General features: G+C 66.2%; 23 protein-coding genes. 7 read left to right on the plus strand and 16 right to left on the minus strand.

The window, feature by feature from the left end; all coding sequences use genetic code 11:
* Position 1 precedes the first annotated feature (1 nt).
* Complete coding sequence (dusB, locus tag KIT25_12805) at positions 2 to 1,009, minus strand: tRNA dihydrouridine synthase DusB (protein UYN97752.1); 1,008 nt, start codon at positions 1,007 to 1,009, stop codon at positions 2 to 4.
* A gap of 118 nt (positions 1,010 to 1,127) precedes the next feature.
* On the opposite strand from dusB, the gene KIT25_12810 reads away from it, so the two are divergent.
* Positions 1,128 to 2,300 (plus strand): bifunctional 2-C-methyl-D-erythritol 4-phosphate cytidylyltransferase/2-C-methyl-D-erythritol 2,4-cyclodiphosphate synthase, encoded by a 1,173-nt coding sequence (locus tag KIT25_12810; GenBank protein ID UYN97753.1) that lies wholly within the window; start codon positions 1,128 to 1,130, stop codon positions 2,298 to 2,300.
* Positions 2,301 to 2,302: 2 nt separating this feature from the next.
* The gene (locus tag KIT25_12815) at positions 2,303 to 2,794 is read left to right on the plus strand and encodes a CinA family protein (protein ID UYN97754.1); all 492 of its coding nucleotides are present in this window, start codon (positions 2,303 to 2,305) and stop codon (positions 2,792 to 2,794) included.
* On the opposite strand, the gene KIT25_12820 is transcribed toward KIT25_12815, so the two are convergent.
* The 9 genes from KIT25_12820 to KIT25_12860 all read right to left on the minus strand — a co-directional run bounded on the left by KIT25_12820 (position 2,754) and on the right by KIT25_12860 (position 11,460).
* Complete coding sequence (locus tag KIT25_12820) at positions 2,754 to 3,200, minus strand: type II toxin-antitoxin system RatA family toxin (GenBank protein UYN97917.1); 447 nt, start codon at positions 3,198 to 3,200, stop codon at positions 2,754 to 2,756. The genes KIT25_12815 and KIT25_12820 overlap by 41 nt on opposite strands.
* A gap of 49 nt (positions 3,201 to 3,249) precedes the next feature.
* A complete protein-coding gene (gene lipA / locus KIT25_12825; GenBank protein ID UYN97755.1) occupies positions 3,250 to 4,209 on the minus strand; it encodes a lipoyl synthase in 960 nt (319 codons plus the stop codon).
* A 6-nt stretch (positions 4,210 to 4,215) separates the two neighbouring features.
* Positions 4,216 to 5,616, minus strand: coding sequence for a dihydrolipoyl dehydrogenase (gene lpdA, locus KIT25_12830; GenBank protein UYN97756.1), 1,401 nt, complete (start codon positions 5,614 to 5,616; stop codon positions 4,216 to 4,218).
* Between the two features lie 9 nt (positions 5,617 to 5,625).
* Positions 5,626 to 6,900 (minus strand): pyruvate dehydrogenase complex dihydrolipoamide acetyltransferase, encoded by a 1,275-nt coding sequence (locus tag KIT25_12835; GenBank protein UYN97757.1) that lies wholly within the window; start codon positions 6,898 to 6,900, stop codon positions 5,626 to 5,628.
* Positions 6,901 to 6,915: 15 nt separating this feature from the next.
* Positions 6,916 to 8,301 (minus strand): pyruvate dehydrogenase complex E1 component subunit beta, encoded by a 1,386-nt coding sequence (locus KIT25_12840; protein ID UYN97758.1) that lies wholly within the window; start codon positions 8,299 to 8,301, stop codon positions 6,916 to 6,918.
* Between the two features lie 5 nt (positions 8,302 to 8,306).
* On the minus strand, positions 8,307 to 9,344 hold the full coding sequence (gene pdhA, locus KIT25_12845) for a pyruvate dehydrogenase (acetyl-transferring) E1 component subunit alpha (protein UYN97759.1): 1,038 nt from the start codon (positions 9,342 to 9,344) through the stop codon (positions 8,307 to 8,309).
* Positions 9,345 to 9,518: 174 nt separating this feature from the next.
* Positions 9,519 to 9,818 carry a septum formation initiator family protein gene (locus KIT25_12850; GenBank protein ID UYN97760.1) on the minus strand — a complete coding sequence of 100 codons (300 nt, stop codon included), beginning with the start codon at positions 9,816 to 9,818 and terminating at the stop codon, positions 9,519 to 9,521.
* 44 nt (positions 9,819 to 9,862) lie between these two features.
* Positions 9,863 to 10,582 (minus strand): alanyl-tRNA editing protein, encoded by a 720-nt coding sequence (locus KIT25_12855; GenBank protein UYN97761.1) that lies wholly within the window; start codon positions 10,580 to 10,582, stop codon positions 9,863 to 9,865.
* Positions 10,583 to 10,629: 47 nt separating this feature from the next.
* A complete protein-coding gene (locus KIT25_12860; GenBank protein UYN97762.1) occupies positions 10,630 to 11,460 on the minus strand; it encodes an AraC family transcriptional regulator in 831 nt (276 codons plus the stop codon).
* Positions 11,461 to 11,510: 50 nt separating this feature from the next.
* Between KIT25_12860 and KIT25_12865 the strand changes: the two genes are divergently transcribed.
* On the plus strand, positions 11,511 to 11,846 hold the full coding sequence (locus KIT25_12865; protein ID UYN97763.1) for a hypothetical protein: 336 nt from the start codon (positions 11,511 to 11,513) through the stop codon (positions 11,844 to 11,846).
* On the opposite strand, the gene eno is transcribed toward KIT25_12865, so the two are convergent.
* Positions 11,792 to 13,093 carry a phosphopyruvate hydratase gene (eno, locus tag KIT25_12870; GenBank protein ID UYN97764.1) on the minus strand — a complete coding sequence of 434 codons (1,302 nt, stop codon included), beginning with the start codon at positions 13,091 to 13,093 and terminating at the stop codon, positions 11,792 to 11,794. The genes KIT25_12865 and eno overlap by 55 nt on opposite strands.
* 68 nt (positions 13,094 to 13,161) lie before the next feature.
* Here eno and KIT25_12875 point away from each other — a divergent pair, with 68 nt between their 5' ends.
* The 3 genes from KIT25_12875 to nthA all read left to right on the plus strand — a co-directional run bounded on the left by KIT25_12875 (position 13,162) and on the right by nthA (position 14,404).
* Positions 13,162 to 13,482, plus strand: a complete 321-nt coding sequence (locus KIT25_12875) for a nitrile hydratase subunit beta (GenBank protein ID UYN97765.1) — start codon at positions 13,162 to 13,164, stop codon at positions 13,480 to 13,482.
* A complete protein-coding gene (locus KIT25_12880; GenBank protein UYN98068.1) occupies positions 13,479 to 13,763 on the plus strand; it encodes a nitrile hydratase subunit beta in 285 nt (94 codons plus the stop codon). Before KIT25_12875 ends, KIT25_12880 begins: the two co-directional genes overlap by 4 nt.
* Positions 13,764 to 13,843: 80 nt before the next feature.
* Positions 13,844 to 14,404 carry a nitrile hydratase subunit alpha gene (gene nthA, locus KIT25_12885; protein ID UYN97918.1) on the plus strand — a complete coding sequence of 187 codons (561 nt, stop codon included), beginning with the start codon at positions 13,844 to 13,846 and terminating at the stop codon, positions 14,402 to 14,404.
* 4 nt (positions 14,405 to 14,408) lie between these two features.
* Here nthA and KIT25_12890 read toward each other — a convergent pair whose 3' ends face one another.
* From KIT25_12890 to tpiA, 5 genes are all read right to left on the minus strand, one after another.
* The gene (locus KIT25_12890; protein ID UYN97766.1) at positions 14,409 to 15,305 is read right to left on the minus strand and encodes a peptidoglycan-binding protein; all 897 of its coding nucleotides are present in this window, start codon (positions 15,303 to 15,305) and stop codon (positions 14,409 to 14,411) included.
* Between the two features lies 1 nt (position 15,306).
* Positions 15,307 to 16,071, minus strand: coding sequence for a hypothetical protein (locus KIT25_12895; protein ID UYN97767.1), 765 nt, complete (start codon positions 16,069 to 16,071; stop codon positions 15,307 to 15,309).
* Between the two features lie 64 nt (positions 16,072 to 16,135).
* A complete protein-coding gene (locus KIT25_12900; GenBank protein UYN97768.1) occupies positions 16,136 to 17,767 on the minus strand; it encodes a CTP synthase in 1,632 nt (543 codons plus the stop codon).
* Between the two features lie 99 nt (positions 17,768 to 17,866).
* Positions 17,867 to 18,217 (minus strand): preprotein translocase subunit SecG, encoded by a 351-nt coding sequence (gene secG / locus KIT25_12905; GenBank protein ID UYN97769.1) that lies wholly within the window; start codon positions 18,215 to 18,217, stop codon positions 17,867 to 17,869.
* Between the two features lie 21 nt (positions 18,218 to 18,238).
* Positions 18,239 to 18,994: a triose-phosphate isomerase gene (gene tpiA / locus KIT25_12910; GenBank protein UYN97770.1), complete on the minus strand. Its 756-nt coding sequence runs from the start codon at positions 18,992 to 18,994 to the stop codon at positions 18,239 to 18,241.
* A 115-nt stretch (positions 18,995 to 19,109) separates the two neighbouring features.
* On the opposite strand from tpiA, the gene KIT25_12915 reads away from it, so the two are divergent.
* Positions 19,110 to 21,050 (plus strand): SurA N-terminal domain-containing protein, encoded by a 1,941-nt coding sequence (locus KIT25_12915; protein ID UYN97771.1) that lies wholly within the window; start codon positions 19,110 to 19,112, stop codon positions 21,048 to 21,050.
* Positions 21,051 to 21,052 lie beyond the last annotated feature (2 nt).

Raw genomic sequence — 21,052 nt, forward strand, 5'->3', positions numbered from 1 at the left:
GTCAGGCGGCCTGCCTCTCGGCTGCGGGCAGGAAGAACTCCGCGAGCATGCGGCGCACCCTGTCGGCGTCGATCTCGCGATTCACGGCGGCGCGGAAATCGGCCGATGCCGGCAGGCCCTTCGAATACCAGCCGAGATGCTTGCGCGCCATGCGCACGCCGGTCTCGGTGCCGTAGTGATCCAGCATCGCCTCGAAATGTTCCCGCACGGCCGCGTATTGTTCCGTGAGCGACGGATTCGCCAGCCGTTCTCCGGTCCGCAGGTAGTGGATGGCCTGCTTCAGGAACCAGGGCCGCCCATAGGCGCCGCGTCCGATCATGATGCCGTCGGCTCCGGACTGCGCGAGCGCCTGGTCGACGTCGTCGAGCGTCTCGATGTCGCCGTTCACGATCACCGGCAGCCCGGTCGCCGCCTTGACCTCCGCCACGAACGCCCAGTCGGCATGTCCGTCGTAGAACTGGCAACGGGTGCGGCCATGGACCGTCAGCATCCGGATGCCGCATTGCTCGGCGATGCGCGCCAGGTTCGGTGCATTGCGATTGCTCGCGTCCCAGCCGGTTCGCATCTTCAGCGTGACCGGGAGCTTCACCGCCTCGACCGTCGCCTCGAGGATCCTCGCGGCGTGCACCTCGTCCCGCATCAGCGAGGAGCCGGCATGGCCGTTCACCACCTTCTTCACCGGGCAGCCGAAATTGATGTCGATGATGGCGGCGCCGCGATCCTCGTTGAGCCGGGCGGCATCGGCCATCACCTGCGGCTCGCAGCCGGCGAGCTGGACGGCCATCGGGAACTCCTCGGGCGAGTTCTTGGCCATCAGCAGCGTCTTGCGATTTTCGCGGACCATGGCCGCCGACGCGATCATCTCCGAGACGACGAGCCCCGCCCCGTCGCGCTTGACCATTTGCCGGAAAGGCATGTCGGTCACGCCCGACATCGGCGCCAGGATCACGGGATCGTCGATCCGGACGGGGCCGATGTGAATGGGTCGAAGGCAGGCAGCAGGAGACATTGTTTAGATTCTGGGCAACTTGTGCAGTGCACAATAATTGGGCGAGCAATAGCGGGTCCGGCAGCCCGAGGCAAGCGCTTCAAGTGCGCCGCCGTTCCACCAATGTTATCAACACCCTGTGACTCGTTGCGCTGCCCTCATCGTCGCCGCCGGGCGGGGAAGCCGGTTCGGCGGCCCCCTGCCGAAGCAGTATGCCCTCCTCCGTGGCGAGCCGGTCCTGCGCCATACGATCCGCGCCCTGAGGGCCGCGGTCGGTATCGCGGACGTTCATGTCGTCATCGCCACTGGCGATGAGCGGCTGTTCGAGGCAGCCACCGCCGACCTCGGCCTGCCGCCCCCCGTGATCGGCGGTTCGACCCGTCAGCAGTCGGTCCTCAACGGTTTGCTGAGACTGGCAGACGACCCGCCCGATCTCGTGGCGATCCATGACGCTGCCCGGCCTTTCGTCCGGCCGCAGGACATAGCGGCCTGTCTCGCCGCAGCGGCAGCGCCGGCGGTCGACGGCGCCGTGCTGGGCGTGCCCGTCGCCGACACCTTGAAGCGCGCATCGCCACAGGGTGCCGTCGTCGCGACGGTGCCCCGCGTCCACCTCTGGCGAGCCCAGACGCCGCAAATCTTTCGCTTCGGGCCGCTGCTCGACGCCCATCGGCAGGTCGCCCACCTCGCCGGCGACGAGGCCAGCGCGCTCACCGACGATGCCGCGGTGGCGGAGCATGCCGGGCTGAAGCTTGTCATGGTCGCCGGCAGCGACGACAACCGCAAGATCACGACGGCGGAGGACCTGGAGCGGAGCTCGACCATGGAGAGCCGGACGGCATTTGGGTTCGACGTCCACGGCTTCGCGCCGGGCAACACCGTCATGTTGGGTGGCATCGCGATCCCGCACGATTGTTCACTGGCCGGACACTCCGATGCCGACGTCGCGCTGCATGCCCTGACCGACGCCATTCTCGGCACCATCGGTGCCGGCGACATCGGCCAGCACTTCCCGCCGTCCGATCCGCAATGGCGGGGCGTCTCGTCGGATCGCTTCCTGCGACACGCCGTCGGCCTCGTCCAGGCGCGCGGCGGCCGCATCGTCCATCTCGACCTGACCCTCGTCTGCGAGGCGCCGAGGATCGGGCCGCATCGGCCGGCCATGACCGCGCGCATCGCCGCGATCGCAGGAATTGCGCCCGCCCGCGTGAGTGTCAAGGCGACGACGACCGAGGGCCTGGGCTTCACTGGCCGCCGCGAGGGCATCGCGGCGCAGGCGGTGGCCACCGTCGAACTGCCGAGGAGCGAGGAGTAGCGATGTTCGATCACGAGCTTCGAGAAGCCGCGGAGCATGTCTTGCACGCCTGCCGCAGGGGCGGTCTCAAGATCACGACGGCCGAATCCTGCACCGGGGGCCTGATCGCCGCAGCCCTGACCGCGATCGCCGGGTCGTCGGACGTGGTCGACCGCGCTTTCGTGACCTACTCCAACGAAGCCAAGCGCCGCATGCTCGGCGTCTCCTGGGACGCTCTCATGGGCCACGGCGCGGTGAGCGAGCCGGTGGCCCGCGCCATGGCGGCCGGCGCGCTCGCCCGGTCGGAGGCTGACATCGCGGTCTCCGTGACCGGCGTCGCCGGTCCGGGCGGCGGCACGCCGGACAAGCCGGTCGGCCTCGTCCATTTCGGCGCCGTGCGGGCGGGCCATGAGCCGGTCGCCGAACGGCACGTGTTCCCTGGCGATCGCGACGCCATCCGCCGGGTGTCGGTGCTCACCGCCCTGTCGATGCTGGCGTCGCTGGCCGAGCGTTGACGCCGTCGCCGTAAAGCTCCGCGGCGCGCGCCTCGAACGCGCCGACCATGCGTCGCACGGCCTCGGCGAACAGCAGCCTGACCGTGCGCTGCAACAGCAGGGAGCGAAACTCGAAGGTCAGTTCGAAATCGATCAGCGTGCCCTCGGCATGGGGCTGAAAGATCCATCGGCTGGTCAACACCCTGAACGGGCCCTGGATTCCAGTGGTGTCGATGCGCGGGCCGCCGACGTGGTTCGGGTCGAGCACCACGCGCGACATGAATTTCTCGCGGAACGGGCCGAAGCCGATGGCCAGCTCGTCGACCTCGACATTCTCCCCCTCGCGCCGGCGCACGCGCGCCGCCGTGCACCACGGCAGGAACTCGGGATAGCGCGCAACGTCCGCCACCAGATCGAACATCTGCATGGGACGATAGGGCACGACCTTGCGCTCGCCGTGGCGGACCGCCAAAGCGTCAGACCTTCAGCCTGGCTGCGCGGGCGGCCCTGAGCCGGGCGAAATCGTCGCCGGCATGGTAGCTCGACCGCGTGAGGGGCGAGGCGGACACCAGAAGGAACCCCTTGGCGCGCGCAAGCGAGCCGAGCTCAGCGAATTCGGCCGGCGTCCAGAAGCGGTCCACCGGCGCGTGCTTGGGTGTCGGCTGGAGATACTGGCCGACCGTGAGGAAATCGACGTCGGCGGCGCGCAGATCGTCCATCACCTGGAGGATCTCCTCGCGCGTCTCGCCGAGGCCGACCATCAGGCCCGACTTGGTGAACGCCGCCGGATCGATCTCCTTGACGCGCGCCAGCAGGCGCAGCGACGTGAAGTAGCGCGCGCCGGGCCGGATCGTCGGATAGAGCCGCGGCACCGTCTCGAGATTGTGGTTGAACACGTCCGGCTGCGCCGCCACGACGGTCTCGACGGCGCCGTCCTTGCGCATGAAGTCGGGTGTCAGGACTTCGACCGTGGTCGAGGGCGCCGAGCGGCGCAGTGCCTGGATCACCGCCGCGAAGTGCGCCGCCCCGCCGTCGCCGAGATCGTCGCGATCGACCGACGTGACGACGACATGGCCGAGGCCGAGCTTGCCGACCGCCTCGGCGATGTTGGCCGGCTCGTGCGGATTGAGGGCGCCGGGCCTGCCGGTGGCGACGTTGCAGAAGGCGCAGGCGCGCGTGCAGGTCTCCCCCATGATCATGAAGGTGGCGTGCTTCTGCTTCCAGCACTCGCCGATGTTGGGGCAGGCCGCCTCCTCGCACACCGTCGCGAGGCCGTATTGGCGCATCAGCCTCCTGGTCTCGGCGTACTCGGGAGAATTGGGCGCGCGCACCCGAATCCATTCCGGCTTGCGCCGGATGGGATTGTCGGGGCGATGCGCCTTCTCGGGGTGGCGCTCGGCCCGGCTGATCGGGGGCTTGTCGAGCGAACCGTCCATGATGCCTCAGATATGGAGCGTCCGGCCATAAGCCGCCAGCACCGATTCGTGCATCATCTCCGACAGCGTCGGATGCGGGAAGACCGTGGCCATCAGCTCGGCTTCCGTCGTCTCCAGCGTCTTGGCGACGCTGTAGCCCTGGATCAGCTCGGTCACTTCCGCACCGATCATGTGGGCGCCCAGCAATTCGCCGGTCCTCGCATCGAAAATCGTCTTGACGAAGCCCTCGGGTTCGCCGAGCGCGATCGCCTTGCCGTTGCCGATGAACGGGAACTTGCCGACCTTGATCTGCAGGCCCTTGGCCTTGGCGGCGACTTCGGTCATGCCGATGCTCGCGACCTGGGGCTGGCAATAGGTGCAGCCCGGAATGTTGGCCGCGTTCATCGGGTGCACGCCCTTGACGCCGGCGATCTTCTCCACGACCACGACGCCTTCGTGCATCGCCTTGTGGGCGAGCCACGGCGGGCCGGCCACGTCGCCGATCGCGTAGACATTCGGTTCACCGGTGAAGCCCCATTGGTCGATCACGATATGGGTCTTCTCGACCTTCACCTTGGTGCCCTCGAGCCCGAGATTCTCGACATTGCCGACGATGCCGACGGCCGAGATGACGCGATCGACAGTGATCTGCTGGCTCTTGCCGCCGGCGGTGATCGTCGCCGTGACGCTGTTGGCCCCCTTCTTCAGCCCGGAGACCGTGGCCCCGGTGAGGATCTTCATGCCCTGCTTCTCGAAGGCCCGCTTGGCGAAGGCCGACACTTCCTCGTCCTCGACCGGCAGGATGCGATCGACGACCTCGCAAACCGTCACCTCCGCCCCCATGGTGCGGTAGAAACTGGCGAACTCGATGCCGATCGCACCGGACCCGATCACCAGCAGCGACTTCGGGAACACCGGCGGCACCATGGCCTCCTTGTAGGTCCAGACGAGCTTTCCGTCGGACTCGAGGCCAGGGAGCTGGCGGGCGCGCGCGCCGGTCGCCAGGATCACGTGCTTGTAGGAGAGCGTGGCGTTGCTCTTGTCGTTCATCGCCACCGCCAGCTTGCCCGCGCCGGCGAGCTTCGCTGTGCCGTCGAACACCGCGATCTTGTTCTTCTTCATCAGGCCTTTGACGCCGTTGCTGAGCTGTCCCGCCACCTTGCGCGAACGTTCGACGATCTTCTTCGGGTCGAACGACACGTCCTTCACCGACAGGCCATAGGCGTCGGCATGCTTGATGAGGCCGTAGACCTCCGACGTGCGCAGCAGCGCCTTGGTCGGGATGCACCCCCAGTTGAGGCAGATGCCGCCCATGTGCTCGCGCTCGACGACGGCGGTCTTCATGCCGAGCTGCGCGGCGCGGATGGCGGCGACGTAGCCGCCCGGCCCGCCCCCCACGACGATCAAGTCGAATGCGGTGTCGGCCATGATCCGCTCCTAGACCAGCATCGCCGCCGGCTGCTCGACATATGTCCGCAGCGTCTGCAGGAACTGCGCGCCCATGGCGCCGTCCACGACACGGTGGTCGACGGCGAGCGTGCAGCTCATCATTGTGCGCACCACGACCTGACCATCGCGCACGACCGGCCGCGGCTCGCCGACGCCGACCGCGAGGATCATCGCCTGCGGCGGATTGATGATGGCGGCGAAGTCCTTGATGCCGAACATGCCGAGGTTCGAGATGGTGAAGCCGCCGCCCTGGAACTCGTCGAGCTTGAGCTTGCCCACCTTGGCACGGTCGGCGAGATCCTTCATCTCGACAGATATCTGCGCCAGACCTTTCATGTCGGCATTGCGCACGATCGGCGTGATCAGGCCGCGGTCGGTGGCGACGGCGACGGAAACGTCGACCGCCCCGTACTGGATCATCGCCTCCTCGGTCCACGAGGCGTTGCAGTCCGGGTGGTCGCGCAGCGCCTTGGCACACGCCTTGATCAGCATGTCGTTGACCGACACCTTGGCACCGCGCTTGCTCGCCGCGCCGTTGATCGCCCGACGGGCCGCCAGCAATGCGTCGATCTCGAAATCGACCGATAAGTAGAAGTGCGGCACCGTTTGCTTGGACTCGAGCATGCGGCGCGCGATGACCTTGCGGACCGAACTGTGCGGCACGCGGGTGTCGCCCGGCGCCGTGGCCAGCGGAGCCGCCGCCGCCGTGGATCGCGGCGCAGGAGCTGCCGCCGGTGGACGCGCGGCGCCGGGTCTGGCGCTCTCGACATCCGCCTTGACGATGCGGCCATTGGGCCCCGAGCCCTTGAGGCCCGCCAGATCGACCCCCTTGTCGGCGGCAATGCGTTTGGCGAGAGGCGAGGCGAAAATCCGTCCCCCCGACGCTGCCGCGGCCGACTGGGCCGGAGCTGCCTTCGGCACGGGTGCGGGCTTCGGCGCCGGGGCGGCAGCAGTCGTCTCGGCGGGAGCTGGCTTGGCCGAGGCGGCCGGCGGTGCGGCCGCCGCAGCCACCTCCTTCTCGCCCTCTTCCAGCAGAATGGCGATGACCGCGTTCACTTGAACGCCCTCGGCGCCCTCGGCAACGACGATCTGGCCGATCCGACCTTCGTCGACCGCCTCGACCTCCATGGTCGCCTTGTCGGTCTCGATCTCGCAGATCACCTGCCCAGACTTCACCGCATCGCCCACCTTGACGTGCCACTTCGCGAGCTTGCCTTCGGTCATGGTGGGTGACAGCGCCGGCATCAGGATGTTGATCGACATGGTGTGGTCCCGCCGTCAGCGATTGCAGACCGCGCGCGCGGCCTCGACGATGTTCTCGGCTTGCGGCAGCGCCATGCGCTCGAGGTTGGCTGCGTAGGGCAGCGGCACGTCGAGGCCGGCGACGCGCTTGACGGGCGCATCCAGCCAGTCGAAGGCAAGATCCATCATCTGGGCGGCGAGTTCCGAGCCGATGCCGGCGAAGGGCCATCCCTCCTCCACCGAGACCAGCCGGTTGGTTTTCTTGACCGAAGCCACGATGGTGTCGGTGTCGAGCGGCCGCAAGCTCCGCAAATTGATGACCTCGGCGTCGATTCCCTGCTTCGCCAGTTCCTCGGCGGCGGCGAGTGCTTTGCCGACCATGATCGAGAAGGCAACGATGGTGACGTCCTTGCCGGCGCGCTCGATCTTGGCCTTGCCGATCGGCAACACGAAATCGGCGTCTTCCGGGACCTCGAACGACTGGCCGTAGAGAATCTCGTTCTCGAGGAAGATCACCGGGTTGGGATCGCGGATCGCGGCCTTGAGCAGGCCCTTGGCATCGGCGGCGCTCCACGGCGCGAGCACGCGCAGGCCCGGCACGTGTGCATACCAGCTCGCGTAGCATTGAGAGTGCTGCGCGGCGACACGCGCCGCCGCGCCGTTGGGGCCGCGGAAAACGATCGGGCAGGTCATCTGGCCGCCGGACATGTAGTGGGTCTTGGCCGCGGAGTTGATGATCTGGTCGATCGCCTGCATGGCGAAGTTGAACGTCATGAATTCGACGATCGGTTTGAGGCCGCCGAAGGCCGCACCCACGCCGAGGCCCGCGAAGCCGTGTTCGGTGATCGGCGTGTCGATGACGCGCTTGCCGCCGAACTCTTCGAGCAGACCCTGGCTGACCTTGTAGGCGCCTTGATACTGGGCGACCTCCTCGCCCATCAGGAAGACGCCGCCGTCCTTGCGCATCTCCTCGGCCATGGCGTCGCGCAACGCCTCGCGCACCGTGATGCGGTGCGTGCTGCCCTTCCACTCGGGCTCCGCCGACTGCGCCGCCACGGGCGGCATCGGTGCGGGTTTCGGCGGCATCTCCGCCTTGGGCTTGCCTTCGTTGTTCGGAACGTCGGCCTTGGCGGCCGTCGATTGGGCAGGCGCAGCGTTCGCCGCATCGGTGACTTCCTCGCCTTCGGCCGCAAGGACCAGGATGGGCGTGTTGACCGCGACGCCCTCGGTTCCTTCCTGCACCAGGATCCGGGCAACCGTACCCTCGTCCACCGCCTCGACCTCCATCGTCGCCTTGTCGGTTTCGATCTCGCAGATCACCTGTCCCGACTTGACCGCATCGCCCACTTTGACATGCCACTTGGCAAGCTTGCCCTCCGTCATGGTGGGGGACAGCGCCGGCATCAGAACGGGAATCGACATGGCGATCAGCCTCCGACCAGGACGTCGGCCCACAGCTCGGAAGGCTCGGGCTCGGGACTGTGCTGGGCGAATTCGGCGGCGTCGTTGACGATCTTGCGGATCTCGGCGTCGACCACCTTCAGCGCATTCTCGTCCATCTTCTTGCCGTCGAGCAGGAGCTTGCGGACATGGTCGATGGGATCGCGCTCGTTCCGATACTTGTCGACCTCTTCCTTGGTCCGGTACTTGGCCGGGTCGCTCATCGAATGACCGCGATACCGATAGGTTTGCATCTCGAGGATGTATGGCCCGGCGTTCCGGGCGTGCTCGACCGCTTTCTCGCCCGCCGCACGGACGGCCAGCACATCCATGCCATCGACGCGCTCACCCGGGATGCCGAAGGTCTCGCCATGCTTGTAGAGTTCGGTGGTGGCCGAGGCGCGTTCGACCGAGGTGCCCATGCCGTAGCGGTTGTTTTCGATGATGTAGACAACCGGCAGCTTCCAGAGCGCCGCCATGTTCATCGCCTCGTAGACCTGCCCCTGGTTGGCGCTGCCGTCGCCGAAGTAGGTGAGGCTGACGTTCTTACTGCCGTTGTACTTGTGGGCGAAGGCGAGGCCGGTGCCGATCGGTACCTGGGCGCCGACAATGCCGTGGCCGCCATAGAAGTTCTTCTCGCGGCTGAACATGTGCATCGAGCCGCCCTTGCCCTTGGAATAGCCGCCGCTGCGGCCCGTCAACTCCGCCATCACTCCCTTGGGATCCATGCCGCAGGCCAGCATATGGCCGTGGTCGCGGTATGAGGTGATGACCGCGTCTTTGTCGCCGATCGTCGCCTGCATGCCGACGACGACGGCCTCCTGGCCGATATAGAGATGGCAGAACCCGCCGATGAGGCCCATGCCGTACAGCTGTCCCGCCCGCTCCTCGAAGCGGCGGATCAGGAGCATGTCGCGGTAGAAGGATTTGAGCTGCTCGGCGGATACGCTGTTGTCGCCGGACCGGGACGGTTTCGATCGGATGGGAAGAGATTCGACTCTCGGCTTGGTGGCCGGCTTCGCCATAGCAGTTCCCCTCTTTACCCCGCCGCGGCTTATACCATTGCCGATGGCGATGTAGTTGATCCAGCTACAAAAAATCAGAATGCGCGAGAGTGCGGCGCAGCAATTGAGCGATTGTTTGCAAACGACGGAGCGCCCCGGAAAGTTTCTTTCGGGCGGCCGCTCCTCGAACCGCGCTCAGCGAGTCGGCGTGAAGACGACGATGTCGTCCTTGTGTGAGAAATTAAGCAGCGCGCGCGCGCGTTCGTCCAACATGTCGGGATCGAGACTCTGGTTGCGCAGCGCCGCGACGCGCCGCTCCCAGATTTTTCTCGCCGCTTCGGCCTCGGCCAGATTCTGATCAGCCAAAAGCACCTCGCGCTGCAGATGGGCCATGGCCAAGAGACCTCGGTCGCCGTTGACGAGGTGGTAGCCGAAATAGCCGAACAGCGTGGCGAAGATCAGGGGCGCCAGGATCTGTCGAGGTCTCAACAACATATGCTGCCTGTACCTTTAACTATGGCAACATATGGTATTGAGAATCAAGGGTTTTCGGCCAACCCGATCCTGACCCTGCGATTGTGCCGCCCCTTGTTCTCGATCTTCAGGATACGGACCGGCGGGGATCGTCCCGTCGAGGCGAGGTGAGTGCCGCCGCAGGCCTGACGATCGAGACCGGCGATTTCGACGACGCGGATCTTGCCGTCGGGCGTCGGCGGCGGGGCGACCGATCGGCTGCGGATCAAGCCGCGCTCGGCATGAGCCTCGTGCATCGACAGATAGATGAACTGCAGCGGAAGATCCTGCCGGATGACTTCGTTGATGGGCCCTTCGAGTGCCCGGAGCTTGTCGTTGTCGGCCCCGGGGACATCGAAGTCCATGCGCGCCGTTCCATCTTCCGCCATCTGCACGCCAGTCACGAGCGCGCCGTCGAAGGTCCCGAACACGAGCGCGTTCAGGATGTGGGTGTCCGTGTGGAGTTGGCGCATCCGTCGGCGGAACGTTGGATCGACAGCCGCTTCCACGACACCTGCGATCTCGGCTTGGGTGTCCAGCAGATGCCAGATCTTGCCCGCCGAATACTCGAATCCGATCACGGCGGCGTCTCCGCCATTCCAGCGAATCCGGCCGCGGTCGGCGAGTTGGCCGCCACCGCCAGGGTAGAAGGGCGTTTGCACCAAGGCGACCTTGCCAGGCCGGCTGTCGGTGACCTCGCTCGACAGAGTCAGGAGTTCGGGCTGGTCGTGACACAGGAGTTGCATGCCACCTTGCTAGGTCAGGCAGCTTGAAGAGTATTGGCGAAAATTGCCTATGGTGCAGCGGCCCGTGCAAACTGCAGCGGGGTGATGCCGAAGCACCGCTTGAAATGCCTGGTGAGCGCGCTCTGGTCGTAGAAGCCGACATCCGAGGCGACCTCGGCGATGGCCCGGCGGCGGCGAAGCTGGCGGCAGGCGACATTCAGGCGGAGCTGCGTCAGGTAAGCATGCGGCGTCAGGCCGGTCGTGCGCTTGAAGAGGCCGATGAGCTGAAAAGTCGAGAGCCCTACTCCCTGCGCCAGATCCTCCAGACGCAGATCCGTCGGATAGTCCGCGCGCATCCGATCCTTCACCTGCTCGAGCCGGCGGCGGTCGTCGAGTCCAGGCAGCTTGGGTCGCGTACCGCTGCCGTGTCGCTCGAACAACCGACCGAAAGTCTCGAGGAGAAGCTCGCGCTCGCGCAGCGCCTCGCCGCCTTCCTGAAGTGTCCGGTGCAGTGCCAGAAACCCCTGGATCAGGTCGCCGTCGCGAAAATCGTTGCGCGTGAAATACGGCACCTGGTCGATGCCGAACTCGGCAGCCAGTCGATCCATCGCCAATCGCGTTAGATACAGCGATCGATATTGCCAACGACGGCTCCGCCCCATCCAGCCGGCGTGCGGCTCCGCTGGATTGAACACGAACAACGTCGAGGTACGGGCCTCCTCGACCTGCCCGCGGCTCTTGACGATCGAACCGCCCTGTTCCGTCACGGCCACGACCAGCGCCTCGTGGGAATGGAGGGGGTAGTCGTGCGAGGTGAAGTCGGCGCACAGCAGGCTGAGGCCGGTCAAGTGCCGGTCCCACCAGTATCGGCTCGAGTTACGTGGATCGACGCGGGCCATGGCGCAATTTTCGCCAATAGCTTGGGCAAAGGCCAGTGCAGCTTCGCATCATGATCGCACGTCTCTGGCGCGGCCGCGCCACTCTCGAGAACGCCGGCCGATATGTCGCGCATTTCGACGAGACCGTGGTGCCCGAACTGCAGCGCCTCGACGGTTACCGCGATGGCTGGCTCCTGCGCCGGGAGCACGATGCCGGAATGGAGTTCCTCGCCGTCACCCTCTGGCAGTCACGCGATGCCATCCGCGCCTTCGCCGGCGACGACATCGCCAAAGCCCATGTCGAACGCGAAGCCCGCGCGGTACTGTCGGACTTCGACGAATTCGCGACGCACTACGACGTCGTGCCGAGGGCCTGGACTCCGCGCAGGATCGACCGGCCGGCATAGCGCGCCTGGGTGCCGAGTTGCTCTTCGATCCTCAGGAGCTGGTTGTACTTGGCGAGGCGATCGGAACGCGACAACGACCCCGTCTTGATCTGGCCGCAGTTCGTGGCGACGGCCAGATCCGCGATGGTCGAGTCCTCCGTCTCGCCCGAGCGATGGGACATCACCGCGCCATAGTTGGCGTTGCGCGCCATCGACACGGCTTCCATCGTCTCCGTCAGCGAGCCGATCTGGTTGACCTTGACGAGAATGGCATTCGCCAGCCCGTCCTTGATGCCCTGTCTCAACCGCTTGGGATTGGTGACGAACAGGTCGTCGCCGACGAGCTGAATCTTCTTTCCGAGCCGATCGGTGATCGCCTTCCAGCCGGCCATGTCGTCCTCGGCCATGCCATCCTCGATCGAGACGATCGGATACTTGCCGACCAAGGCCGCATAGTAGTCGACCATACCGCCGGCATCGAGGGACTTGCCTTCGCCTTCGAGCTCGTACTTGCCCTTCTTGAAGAATTCGGTCGACGCCGGATCGAGCGCCAGCATGATGTCTTCTCCCGGCTTGTAGCCGGCCTTCTCGATCGACCTCATGATGAAGGTCAGCGCCTCGTCGGCCGTCGCCAGGTTTGGCGCGAAGCCGCCTTCGTCGCCGACGTTGGTGTTGTGCCCGGCGTCCTTGAGCTGTGTGCGCAGGGCGTGGAAGACCTCGGAACCCATGCGCAGGGCGTCGGCGAACCGATCCGCCTTCACCGGCATGATCATGAATTCCTGGATGTCGATCGGATTGTCGGCATGGGCGCCGCCGTTGATGATGTTCATCATCGGCACGGGCAGGACCGACGCCTGGCTGCCGCCCACATACTTGTAGAGCGGCAGCCGGCTATCGGCCGCCGCCGCCTTGGCGACGGCGAGCGATACACCCAGGATCGCATTGGCGCCCAGCCGGCCCTTGTTCGGCGTTCCGTCGAGGTCGATCAAGGCACGGTCGATCTTGATCTGGTCACGCGCGTCGAGCCCGGACAGAAGATCCATGATCTCGGCGTTCACGGCATTGACTGCCTTCAGGACGCCCTTGCCGCCGTACCGCTTCTTGTCGCCGTCGCGCAGCTCGACCGCCTCGTGCGCCCCGGTCGACGCCCCCGACGGCACCGCGGCGCGCCCCGTGGCGCCGCTTTCCAGCTCCACGTCGACTTCGACGGTCGGATTGCCGCGGGAGTCGAGGATCTCGCGGCCGCGAATTTCGACAATAACGCTCATGACGGCAGGAACTCCTTTCAGGCGCGGCCTGTCTAGCCGCTGGCGACGGGTTTTTCTATAGTGGCCACATGCGAGGCGTACATGACATGGGCGGCCTGCAGGCCGGGCCCGTCGAGCGGGTCGAACACGACTACCAGCTCTGGGAGAAGCGCGTCGACGCGCTGATGGTACTGCTGTCGCGCAAGCGACGCTTCACGGTCGACGAATTGCGCAAGGGCATCGAATCGCTGCCCGGCGACGCCTACGACCGCCTGACCTACTACGAGCGGTGGATCGCCTCCATCGCCTCCGCCCTCGTGCACCGTGGCATCATCAGTGTCGAGGAGCTTCGCACCAAGCTCGCCGACATCGAGAGACGGCCGGACGGCCCGAAGGTCGGCAAGCCGTGACGCCCCGGTTCCCAGTCGGCGCGACGGTGAACGTGCGGCGCGGCAATCCGCCGGGACACATCCGGACACCCTACTACATCCGCGGCAAGAGCGGCGTGGTGGAACGGATTTGCGGCGAGTTCCGCAACCCGGAGGAACTGGCCTACGGACGCAGCGGCGAACCCAAGCAGGTGCTGTATCGCGTGCGTTTCTCGCAGAAGGACGTCTGGCCCGACTACGCCGGCCCGATCAGCGACACCATCGACATCGAACTCTACGAACACTGGCTCGAGCAACGGTGAACCCGGCCATGATGGACAGCATCACCCACACGCACGACGGCCCGGATCCCCACGCGCCTCGTCCGGATCACGACGATACGATGACGCATCACAAGATGCTCGAGATCGCCGTCCGAGAACTCCTCATCGAAAAGGGAGTTCTCACCGCGGACGAGGTACGCCAGGCGATCGAGCGCATGGACGCCCGCGGCCCTCACCTCGGTGCCAGGATCGTCGCGAAAGCCTGGGTGGATCCGGCATTCAAGGAGCGCCTGCTCCACGACGGCACGGCAGGTGCGGAGGAAGCCGGCGTGCAGATGGATCAGCCCACGCGTCTCATCGTCGTCGAGAACACGCCCGGCACGCACAACCTCGTCGTCTGCACGTTGTGCTCCTGCTATCCGCGCATGGTCCTGGGAATCCCGCCCGACTGGTACAAGAGCAGGGCCTATCGCAGCCGGGCGGTACGCGAGCCGCGGGCGGTGCTGGCGGAATTCGGCACGCAACTGCCGGCCGACGTGACCGTGCGGGTGCACGATTCTACGGCCGATATGCGCTACTTGGTGCTGCCGATGCGCCCCGCCGGATCCGAAAGCCTCGACGAGACCCAGCTCGCAGGGCTGGTGACACGCGATTCCATGATTGGAGTCAGCGTTCTCTGATCGCTCAGCGCCACGCGCTGCGCAGGGCCCGTTCGGTCTTCCACTTCTCGACCGCGGCGATGTCGTCGCAGGAGAAGGCCTGCGGGTTCTTGCGCGGATTGCCCTCGACCCAGGCGAACACGAGGCATTGCGACACCGAGACGTCGCCCTGCTTGCCTTGCAGGAGGACTTCCGCCGTCGTTGCCGCGCCATCCTTGGCGTCGCCATAGTCATCGATCGCCGGATTGATGTCGCCGACGCTGCGTCCGGCTGTCTTGGTCTCGGCGTACCACTTGGCGAAGGCCGGAAACTGGTCGCCCGCGAGCCCCTTGCCGTCCGCGGCGACATAGGCCTTCAGATCTCGGACGAGTGCCTGAATCGCCGCATCGGCCTTGGGTTCTGCGGCCTTGCGTCGCGCGGCCAGACGCTCCTGCAGTGCCTTGAGGGCATCGGCGTTCGAGGACGGCGAGGCCGGCGCTGGCGTCGGCGTCGCGACCTGCTGCGGTGCGGGCTCGATCCGCTTGATCGGAACCTTCGCCGCTTCCTCGTTCAGGGCCTTGGCCTCTTCGGGGGTGAGCTTGCCGGTGGCGGCGGCGCCGCGGCCCTTCTGCCAGTCGCCGATGGCCTTCACGGTCGCCGGCGACTGCAAGTTGCCGTCGATCGGGCCGGGGTACTTGTCCAGAGTACGCAGCGATTCCTGGATCTTCCGCCGCTCTCCCTCCGAGCCCTGCAACACACTGGCATGGTCGGGTGCCGGTGCGGGGCGCGCCACGGCGCCGGCCTGGTTGGAGGGGGCTGCCGGCCCGCTCGTCGAACAGGCCGCCGGATTTTGGAAGCAGCGCTCCACTTCGCTCGCACTTTGAGCGAGCGCCACGACAGGCAGCCAGGCAACGAACGCCGCGACGACGGGTAGGCCGCGCATCCTAGAGGCCGCCATAGGTACCCGCCGCGAGTTGCGACGGCAGTCCGATGACCAGCACGACCGGAGAGCCGTTCGCCGTCTGTCCGCGCGCCACGATGTGGTCGTTCGGCCCGCCTGCCTTGCTCTGGTAGGTGCCCCGGCTGCTGAACTTGCCGCCGAAGCACGACAGCGAGAATGCGCCGGTGCCCGACGACTGGTTTGTGAAGGTGCCGTCGCAAACGTGCTCTCCGCGGGCGTTGCTCACCGAGAATGTGACGGATCGATCGCGCCCGATCAGCGCGCCGTAACGTGCCTGTCCGTTCAGCCTGACGTTGTTGCCCCGCTCGTCGCGATAGAAGATCGAGGCCGGACCGTAGGATTCGTCGGGCATCGTCTCGCGCGGCACGACATAGGTTTCGTTGCTGATCACGACCTTGCACTGGCAGGCAGTGGCGTAGTTCTCGCCCAGCGGGCCGAGCTCGGCGAGCTTGCGGTTACAGGCCGACAAGGCGGTGTCCTGCACCTCGCGTTCGCTCATCTGGCCGCGCGTGTAGGCGTCGGCATAGAGGAACGCACACTGTCGCGGCATCGGGATGGCGACCACCTTGTTGCTCGCCGCGTTGGTCTCGGTGTTCACCCAGTAGCGCTCGGCCATCTCGGGAAAGCGCAGAAAAATGGGATCGCGCCGCTCGGCCTTGCCGTAGGGCGACTGCGCCGCCGGCTGCGCCAGCGCCCCGCCGGCAAGAACCGCGAGTGCCGTCAGGACAATCCAGAGGATCCGAAGCATGATCGATTATCAGCGGCAAAACATGACCGAAATACGACCGTCGCGGGCGGCCTGCAGGGCATCGCTAAACCAACCGGCTCTGCGCCTTCGCGGCTCCAATGAACGACGAGAACAATGGGTGCGGCGCGAACGGGCGGGACTTCAGCTCGGGATGGTACTGCACGCCGATGAACCAGGGATGGTCGGGGATCTCGACGATCTCGGGCAGGATCCCGTCCGGCGACATGCCGGAGAAGCGCAGGCCGACCTGCTCCAACCGGTCCTTGTAGTTGACGTTGACCTCGTAGCGGTGGCGATGGCGTTCGCTGATCACGTCCTGGCCGTAGATCCCGTGCACCTTGGTACCCGGCCTGAGATGGGCGGGATAGGCGCCGAGTCGCATCGTGCCGCCCAGATCGCCGTCCACCGCGCGCTTTTCCACCTGGTTGCCCCTGATCCATTCAGTCATCAGGCCGACCACCGCATGGGGCGTCGGACCGAATTCGCTCGACGAGGCGTCTTCCATGCCGAGCAGGTTGCGGGCAGCCTCGATCACGGCCATCTGCATACCGAAGCAGATGCCGAAGAACGGCACGTTGCGCTCGCGCGCGAACTTGACGGCGTGGATCTTGCCCTCGGTGCCGCGCTCGCCGAAGCCGCCCGGCACGAGGATGCCGTTGACGTTCTCCAGATGCGCCACCGCGTCGTCCCGCTCGAAGATCTCGCTGTCGATCCACTCCAGCGCGACCTTGACGTTGGAGCCGAAGCCGCCGTGCGTCAGCGCCTCGGAGAGCGATTTGTAGGCATCGAGCAGCACGGTGTACTTGCCGACCACGGCGATCGTCACCTTGCCCTCGGGCTCACGCACCGAGCGGACCACCCCGCGCCAGCGATCGAGGTTGGGCTCCTTGTCCGTCGCCAGCCCGAAATACCGGCAGACCTCCGCGTCGAAGCCCTGATCGTGATAGGCGATCGGCACCTGGTAGATCGTGTCGACGTCGCGCGCCTCGACGACACGCTCGGGCTTGACGTTGCAGAACAGCGCGATCTTGCGTCGCTCGTTCGAGGGGATCTCCTTGTCGCCGGACCGGCAAACCAGCAGATCGGGCTGGATGCCGACGCTCAGCAGCTCCTTGACCGAGTGCTGGGTCGGCTTGGTCTTGAGCTCGCCCGCCGTCGGCACCCAGGGCAACAAGGTGAGATGGATGTACATCGTGCGTTCGCGCCCGAGTTCGTTGCCGATCTGTCGAATGGCTTCGAGGAACGGCAGGCTTTCGATGTCGCCGACCGTGCCGCCGACCTCGACCAGCACGAAATCCTCCCGGTCGGTGTCGGCCAGCACGAAGTCCTTGATGGCGTCGGTGACGTGCGGGATCACCTGCACCGTGGCCCCGAGATATTCGCCGCGGCGCTCCTTGGCGATGACTGAAGAATAGATGCGCCCGGTCGTGATGTTGTCGCTCTGGCGCGCATCGACCCCGGTGAAGCGCTCGTAATGGCCGAGGTCGAGATCTGTCTCGGCGCCGTCGTCGGTGACGAAGACCTCGCCGTGCTGGTACGGGCTCATCGTGCCCGGATCGACGTTGAGATAGGGATCGAGCTTGCGCAGCCGCACGTGATAGCCGCGCGCCTGCAGAAGCGCACCCAGCGCCGCCGACGAAAGACCCTTCCCGAGAGAGGAAACCACGCCGCCCGTTATAAAAATAAAGCGCGTCATGGGCTTACAGCCTACTAAATCTGGTGACGTCAGGCCATGGGGATATCACCCCGCCGAACCCGCATCGGCGAAGGGAACGGAACAATTCGCCCATTGTTCCTAGCGGGTTGGCGCCGCCGGCTGCGTCGGAACCGCCGGCGGCGTTCCGGGGGCCGTCGATCCTGGCGGCATCTGGTCCATGATCGAGCGGTTCGTCCGTGTCGGCTGGCTCACGCTCCAGGCCATCAGGAGGCTCAGGAAGAAAAACACGCCGGCCAGGATGGCCGTCATGCGCGACAGGACGTTGGTCTGGCCGCGAACCGAGAACAGAGCGTCGGTGCGGCCCATGCCGAGACCGCCGCCCTCGCTGCGCTGAAGCAGGATGACGACGATCATCGCGGCGGTGACGCCCACGAAAATGACCAGCAGCACCGGCTGCCAGTCGTGCAAGATGCCTCTCACGCTGTCCATGAGGCCGGGCTTCTAGCGGTTTCAGGCGGCGTTGGCGATAGCCAAAAACTCGTCGGCCTTGAGGCTGGCCCCGCCGACCAGGGCGCCGTCCACGTCGCCGGCCGCCAGCAATTCGGCGGCATTGCTGCCCTTGACGGAACCTCCGTAGAGGAGGCGGACGGCGGCCGCATCCGGCACCAGGGTCGCCAGCACCTTGCGAATGTGCGCATGAGCCGCGGCGACCTCCCGAGTCGTCGGGGTCTTGCCGGTTCCGATCGCCCAGACCGGCTCATAGGCCACGACGAGCCGGGCCGCCGTCGCGCCCGACGGCACGCTGCCCTCAAGCTGGGTCTCGAGCACGGCCAGCGTCTTGCCCGCATCGCGTTCACCAAGCGTCTCGCCGATGCAGACGATCGGCACCAGGCCCGCGCGCCAGGCCGCCTCGGCTTTGGCCCGCACCATGGCGTCGCTTTCGCCGTGGTCGGTGCGACGTTCGGAGTGTCCGACAATGACGTGGCTGGCGCCGGCATCGCGCAACATCTCAGCCGCGACGTCACCGGTGTGCGCCCCCGTCGCCTTGCCGTGGCAATCCTGGCCTCCGACCAGCACACGGCTCCCCGTCACCGCCTCGGCGACCGCGGCGAGCCAGAGTGCGGGAGGGCAAACGACGACGTCGCGGTCGCTCCAGCCGGCAGCACTTGCACCCGCCGCCGTCGCCTTGGCGAGGGCGATCGCCTCCTCCCGGAGGCCGTTCATCTTCCAGTTTCCGGCGATCATAGGCCGTCGCGAACGCGCCATGGGTTCCCTCGTTCCAAACTCGCATCGGCTGTCTAGCGGCGAGGCCGTTTGCGGTCAAAGGGCGCCGATGGTAGGCATTCCGCCCTCGCTCTTTCGACTGCCAAAAGTCCGCCCCGTGAATCAATTCAAGAAATACGCCCGCTACATCGTCCTTACGGTTCTCTTCGGCATGCTGATCATCAGCTTCGCCTTCTGGGGCATCGGCGACATGCTGCGCCTGGGCGGCCGCGGTGCGACCGTGGCCCATGTCGGCGGCACCCACATCCCGCTCTACGGATGGCTCGGTGGAACCTCGGTGACGGTCGATGAGGTGCGTGACCGCTTCAACCGGCAACTCGAGCAGATCCAGCGGCAGACCGGCCAGCGCCCCGAACCCGTCCAGGCCGTGCGTTTCGGACTGCATCTGCGTGCGCTCGAAGACGTCATTCAGCGCGCCGTCATCGACAACGCCATCCGCGAGTATGGACTGTCGATCAGCGACGACGATGTCCGGACCGTGATCGCCCGCAATCCCGCCTTCCAGGGCACAGGCGGCACATTCGATCCCCTGCTCTATCGCGACCGCCTGCGGCAGGCTCGCATTCCCGAGGCACTCTATGTCGCCGACGTACGGCGCGAGATCGCCTCGAGCCAGCTGTTCGGCGTCGTGCGCACCGACGGCCTCGCGCCGACCAGCCTGCGCGACGACATCTTCAAGATGGAGAGCGAGAAGCGGGTTGCCGAAACCGTCTATGTCCCCGATTCGATCGTCGTCGACGTACCCAAGCCAACGGCCGACCAGCTCAACGCGTACTTCGACGCCAACAAGAGCGCGTTCCAGATACCGGAATACCGGGCCTTCTCCTACGTGCTGATGACGGTCGACGACGTCAAGGACCAGGTGACGGTCACGCCGGAGCAACTGAAGCAGGAGTACGAGGCGCGCTCCGGCCAGTTCGGCTCCGCCGAGAAGCGCGACGTCGACCAGGCGATGACCGACTCGGAGGACAAGGCCAAGCAGCTCATTGCCGCCGCCCAAGGCGGGAAGTCGTTGGAAGACGCCGCCAAGGACGTGCTGGGCAGCAGCGACGGCGTCATCAATCTCGGCCCCATCGAGAAGAAGGATCTGCCGCCCGGTCCGCTCGCCGATGGCGTGTTCGCCCAGCCCGAAGGATTGGCTCCCGCCCCGATCCAGTCGCCGCTGGGCTGGCACGTGGTGCGGGTGAACAAGATTGAGCCCGGCAAGGTCATCCCCTTCGAGGAAGCCAAGGACAAGCTGGAAGCCGAGTTGAAGGCGCAGCAGACGCCCGACTTGCTGATCAAGCTGGTGACCGATTTCGAGCGCTCCCTAAGCAAGACCCAGTCGATGAGCGAATCGGCCCAGGAACTCGGCCTCAAGGTGCGCACCTACGACAATGTCGATGCCCAGGGCCAGGACCCGTCGGGCAACCAGGTCGTCATCGGCCCCGCGGCAAGCGAGCTGGTCCACGCGGCCTTCGGCACGCGCGAGAGCAGCGAAAGCCTTCTGCTGGAGACTCAGCAGGGCGAGTACTTCGTCGTGCGGACGGATCGCATCACCCCGGCCCGCACCCCCACTCTATCCGAAGTCGAGGCCAAGGTCGTCGAGGCCTGGCAGGCGCAGGAGCGGCGCAAGCTGGCGGACGAGAAGGTCAAAGTCATCGTCGAGAAGGCCAATTCAGGCGCCGATCTCGATGCCATAGCGAAGGAACTCGGGCTGGAAGTCCGCACTACCAAGCCGGTCACGCGTTTCGAATCCGATTCGGGCAACTACCTCACTCAACAGGCGGCGCAGGCGCTCTTCAAGCTGGCGCCGGGCAAGGCCGAGGCCGTGCGCAGCACCGAGGGCAGCGTGATCGTGCGCACCAAGGCGATCGATTCCGCCGATCTGGCCAAGGAGACCGAGGCTCTCGGCCGCTTCGCGACGCAGCTCGACTCGATGATCGCCACCGACCTCGTCACCCAGCTCCTGACGGCGCTGCGCCTGAAGTACGGCGTGTCGCTCGACGAAGCGGCCTTCGCCGCCGCTTTCAGCTCGCCGGAACAGCCCACGCCGTAACC

Origin of the sequence: Enhydrobacter sp., from assembly GCA_025808875.1 — a bacterium.
GTDB lineage: Bacteria > Pseudomonadota > Alphaproteobacteria > Reyranellales > Reyranellaceae > Reyranella.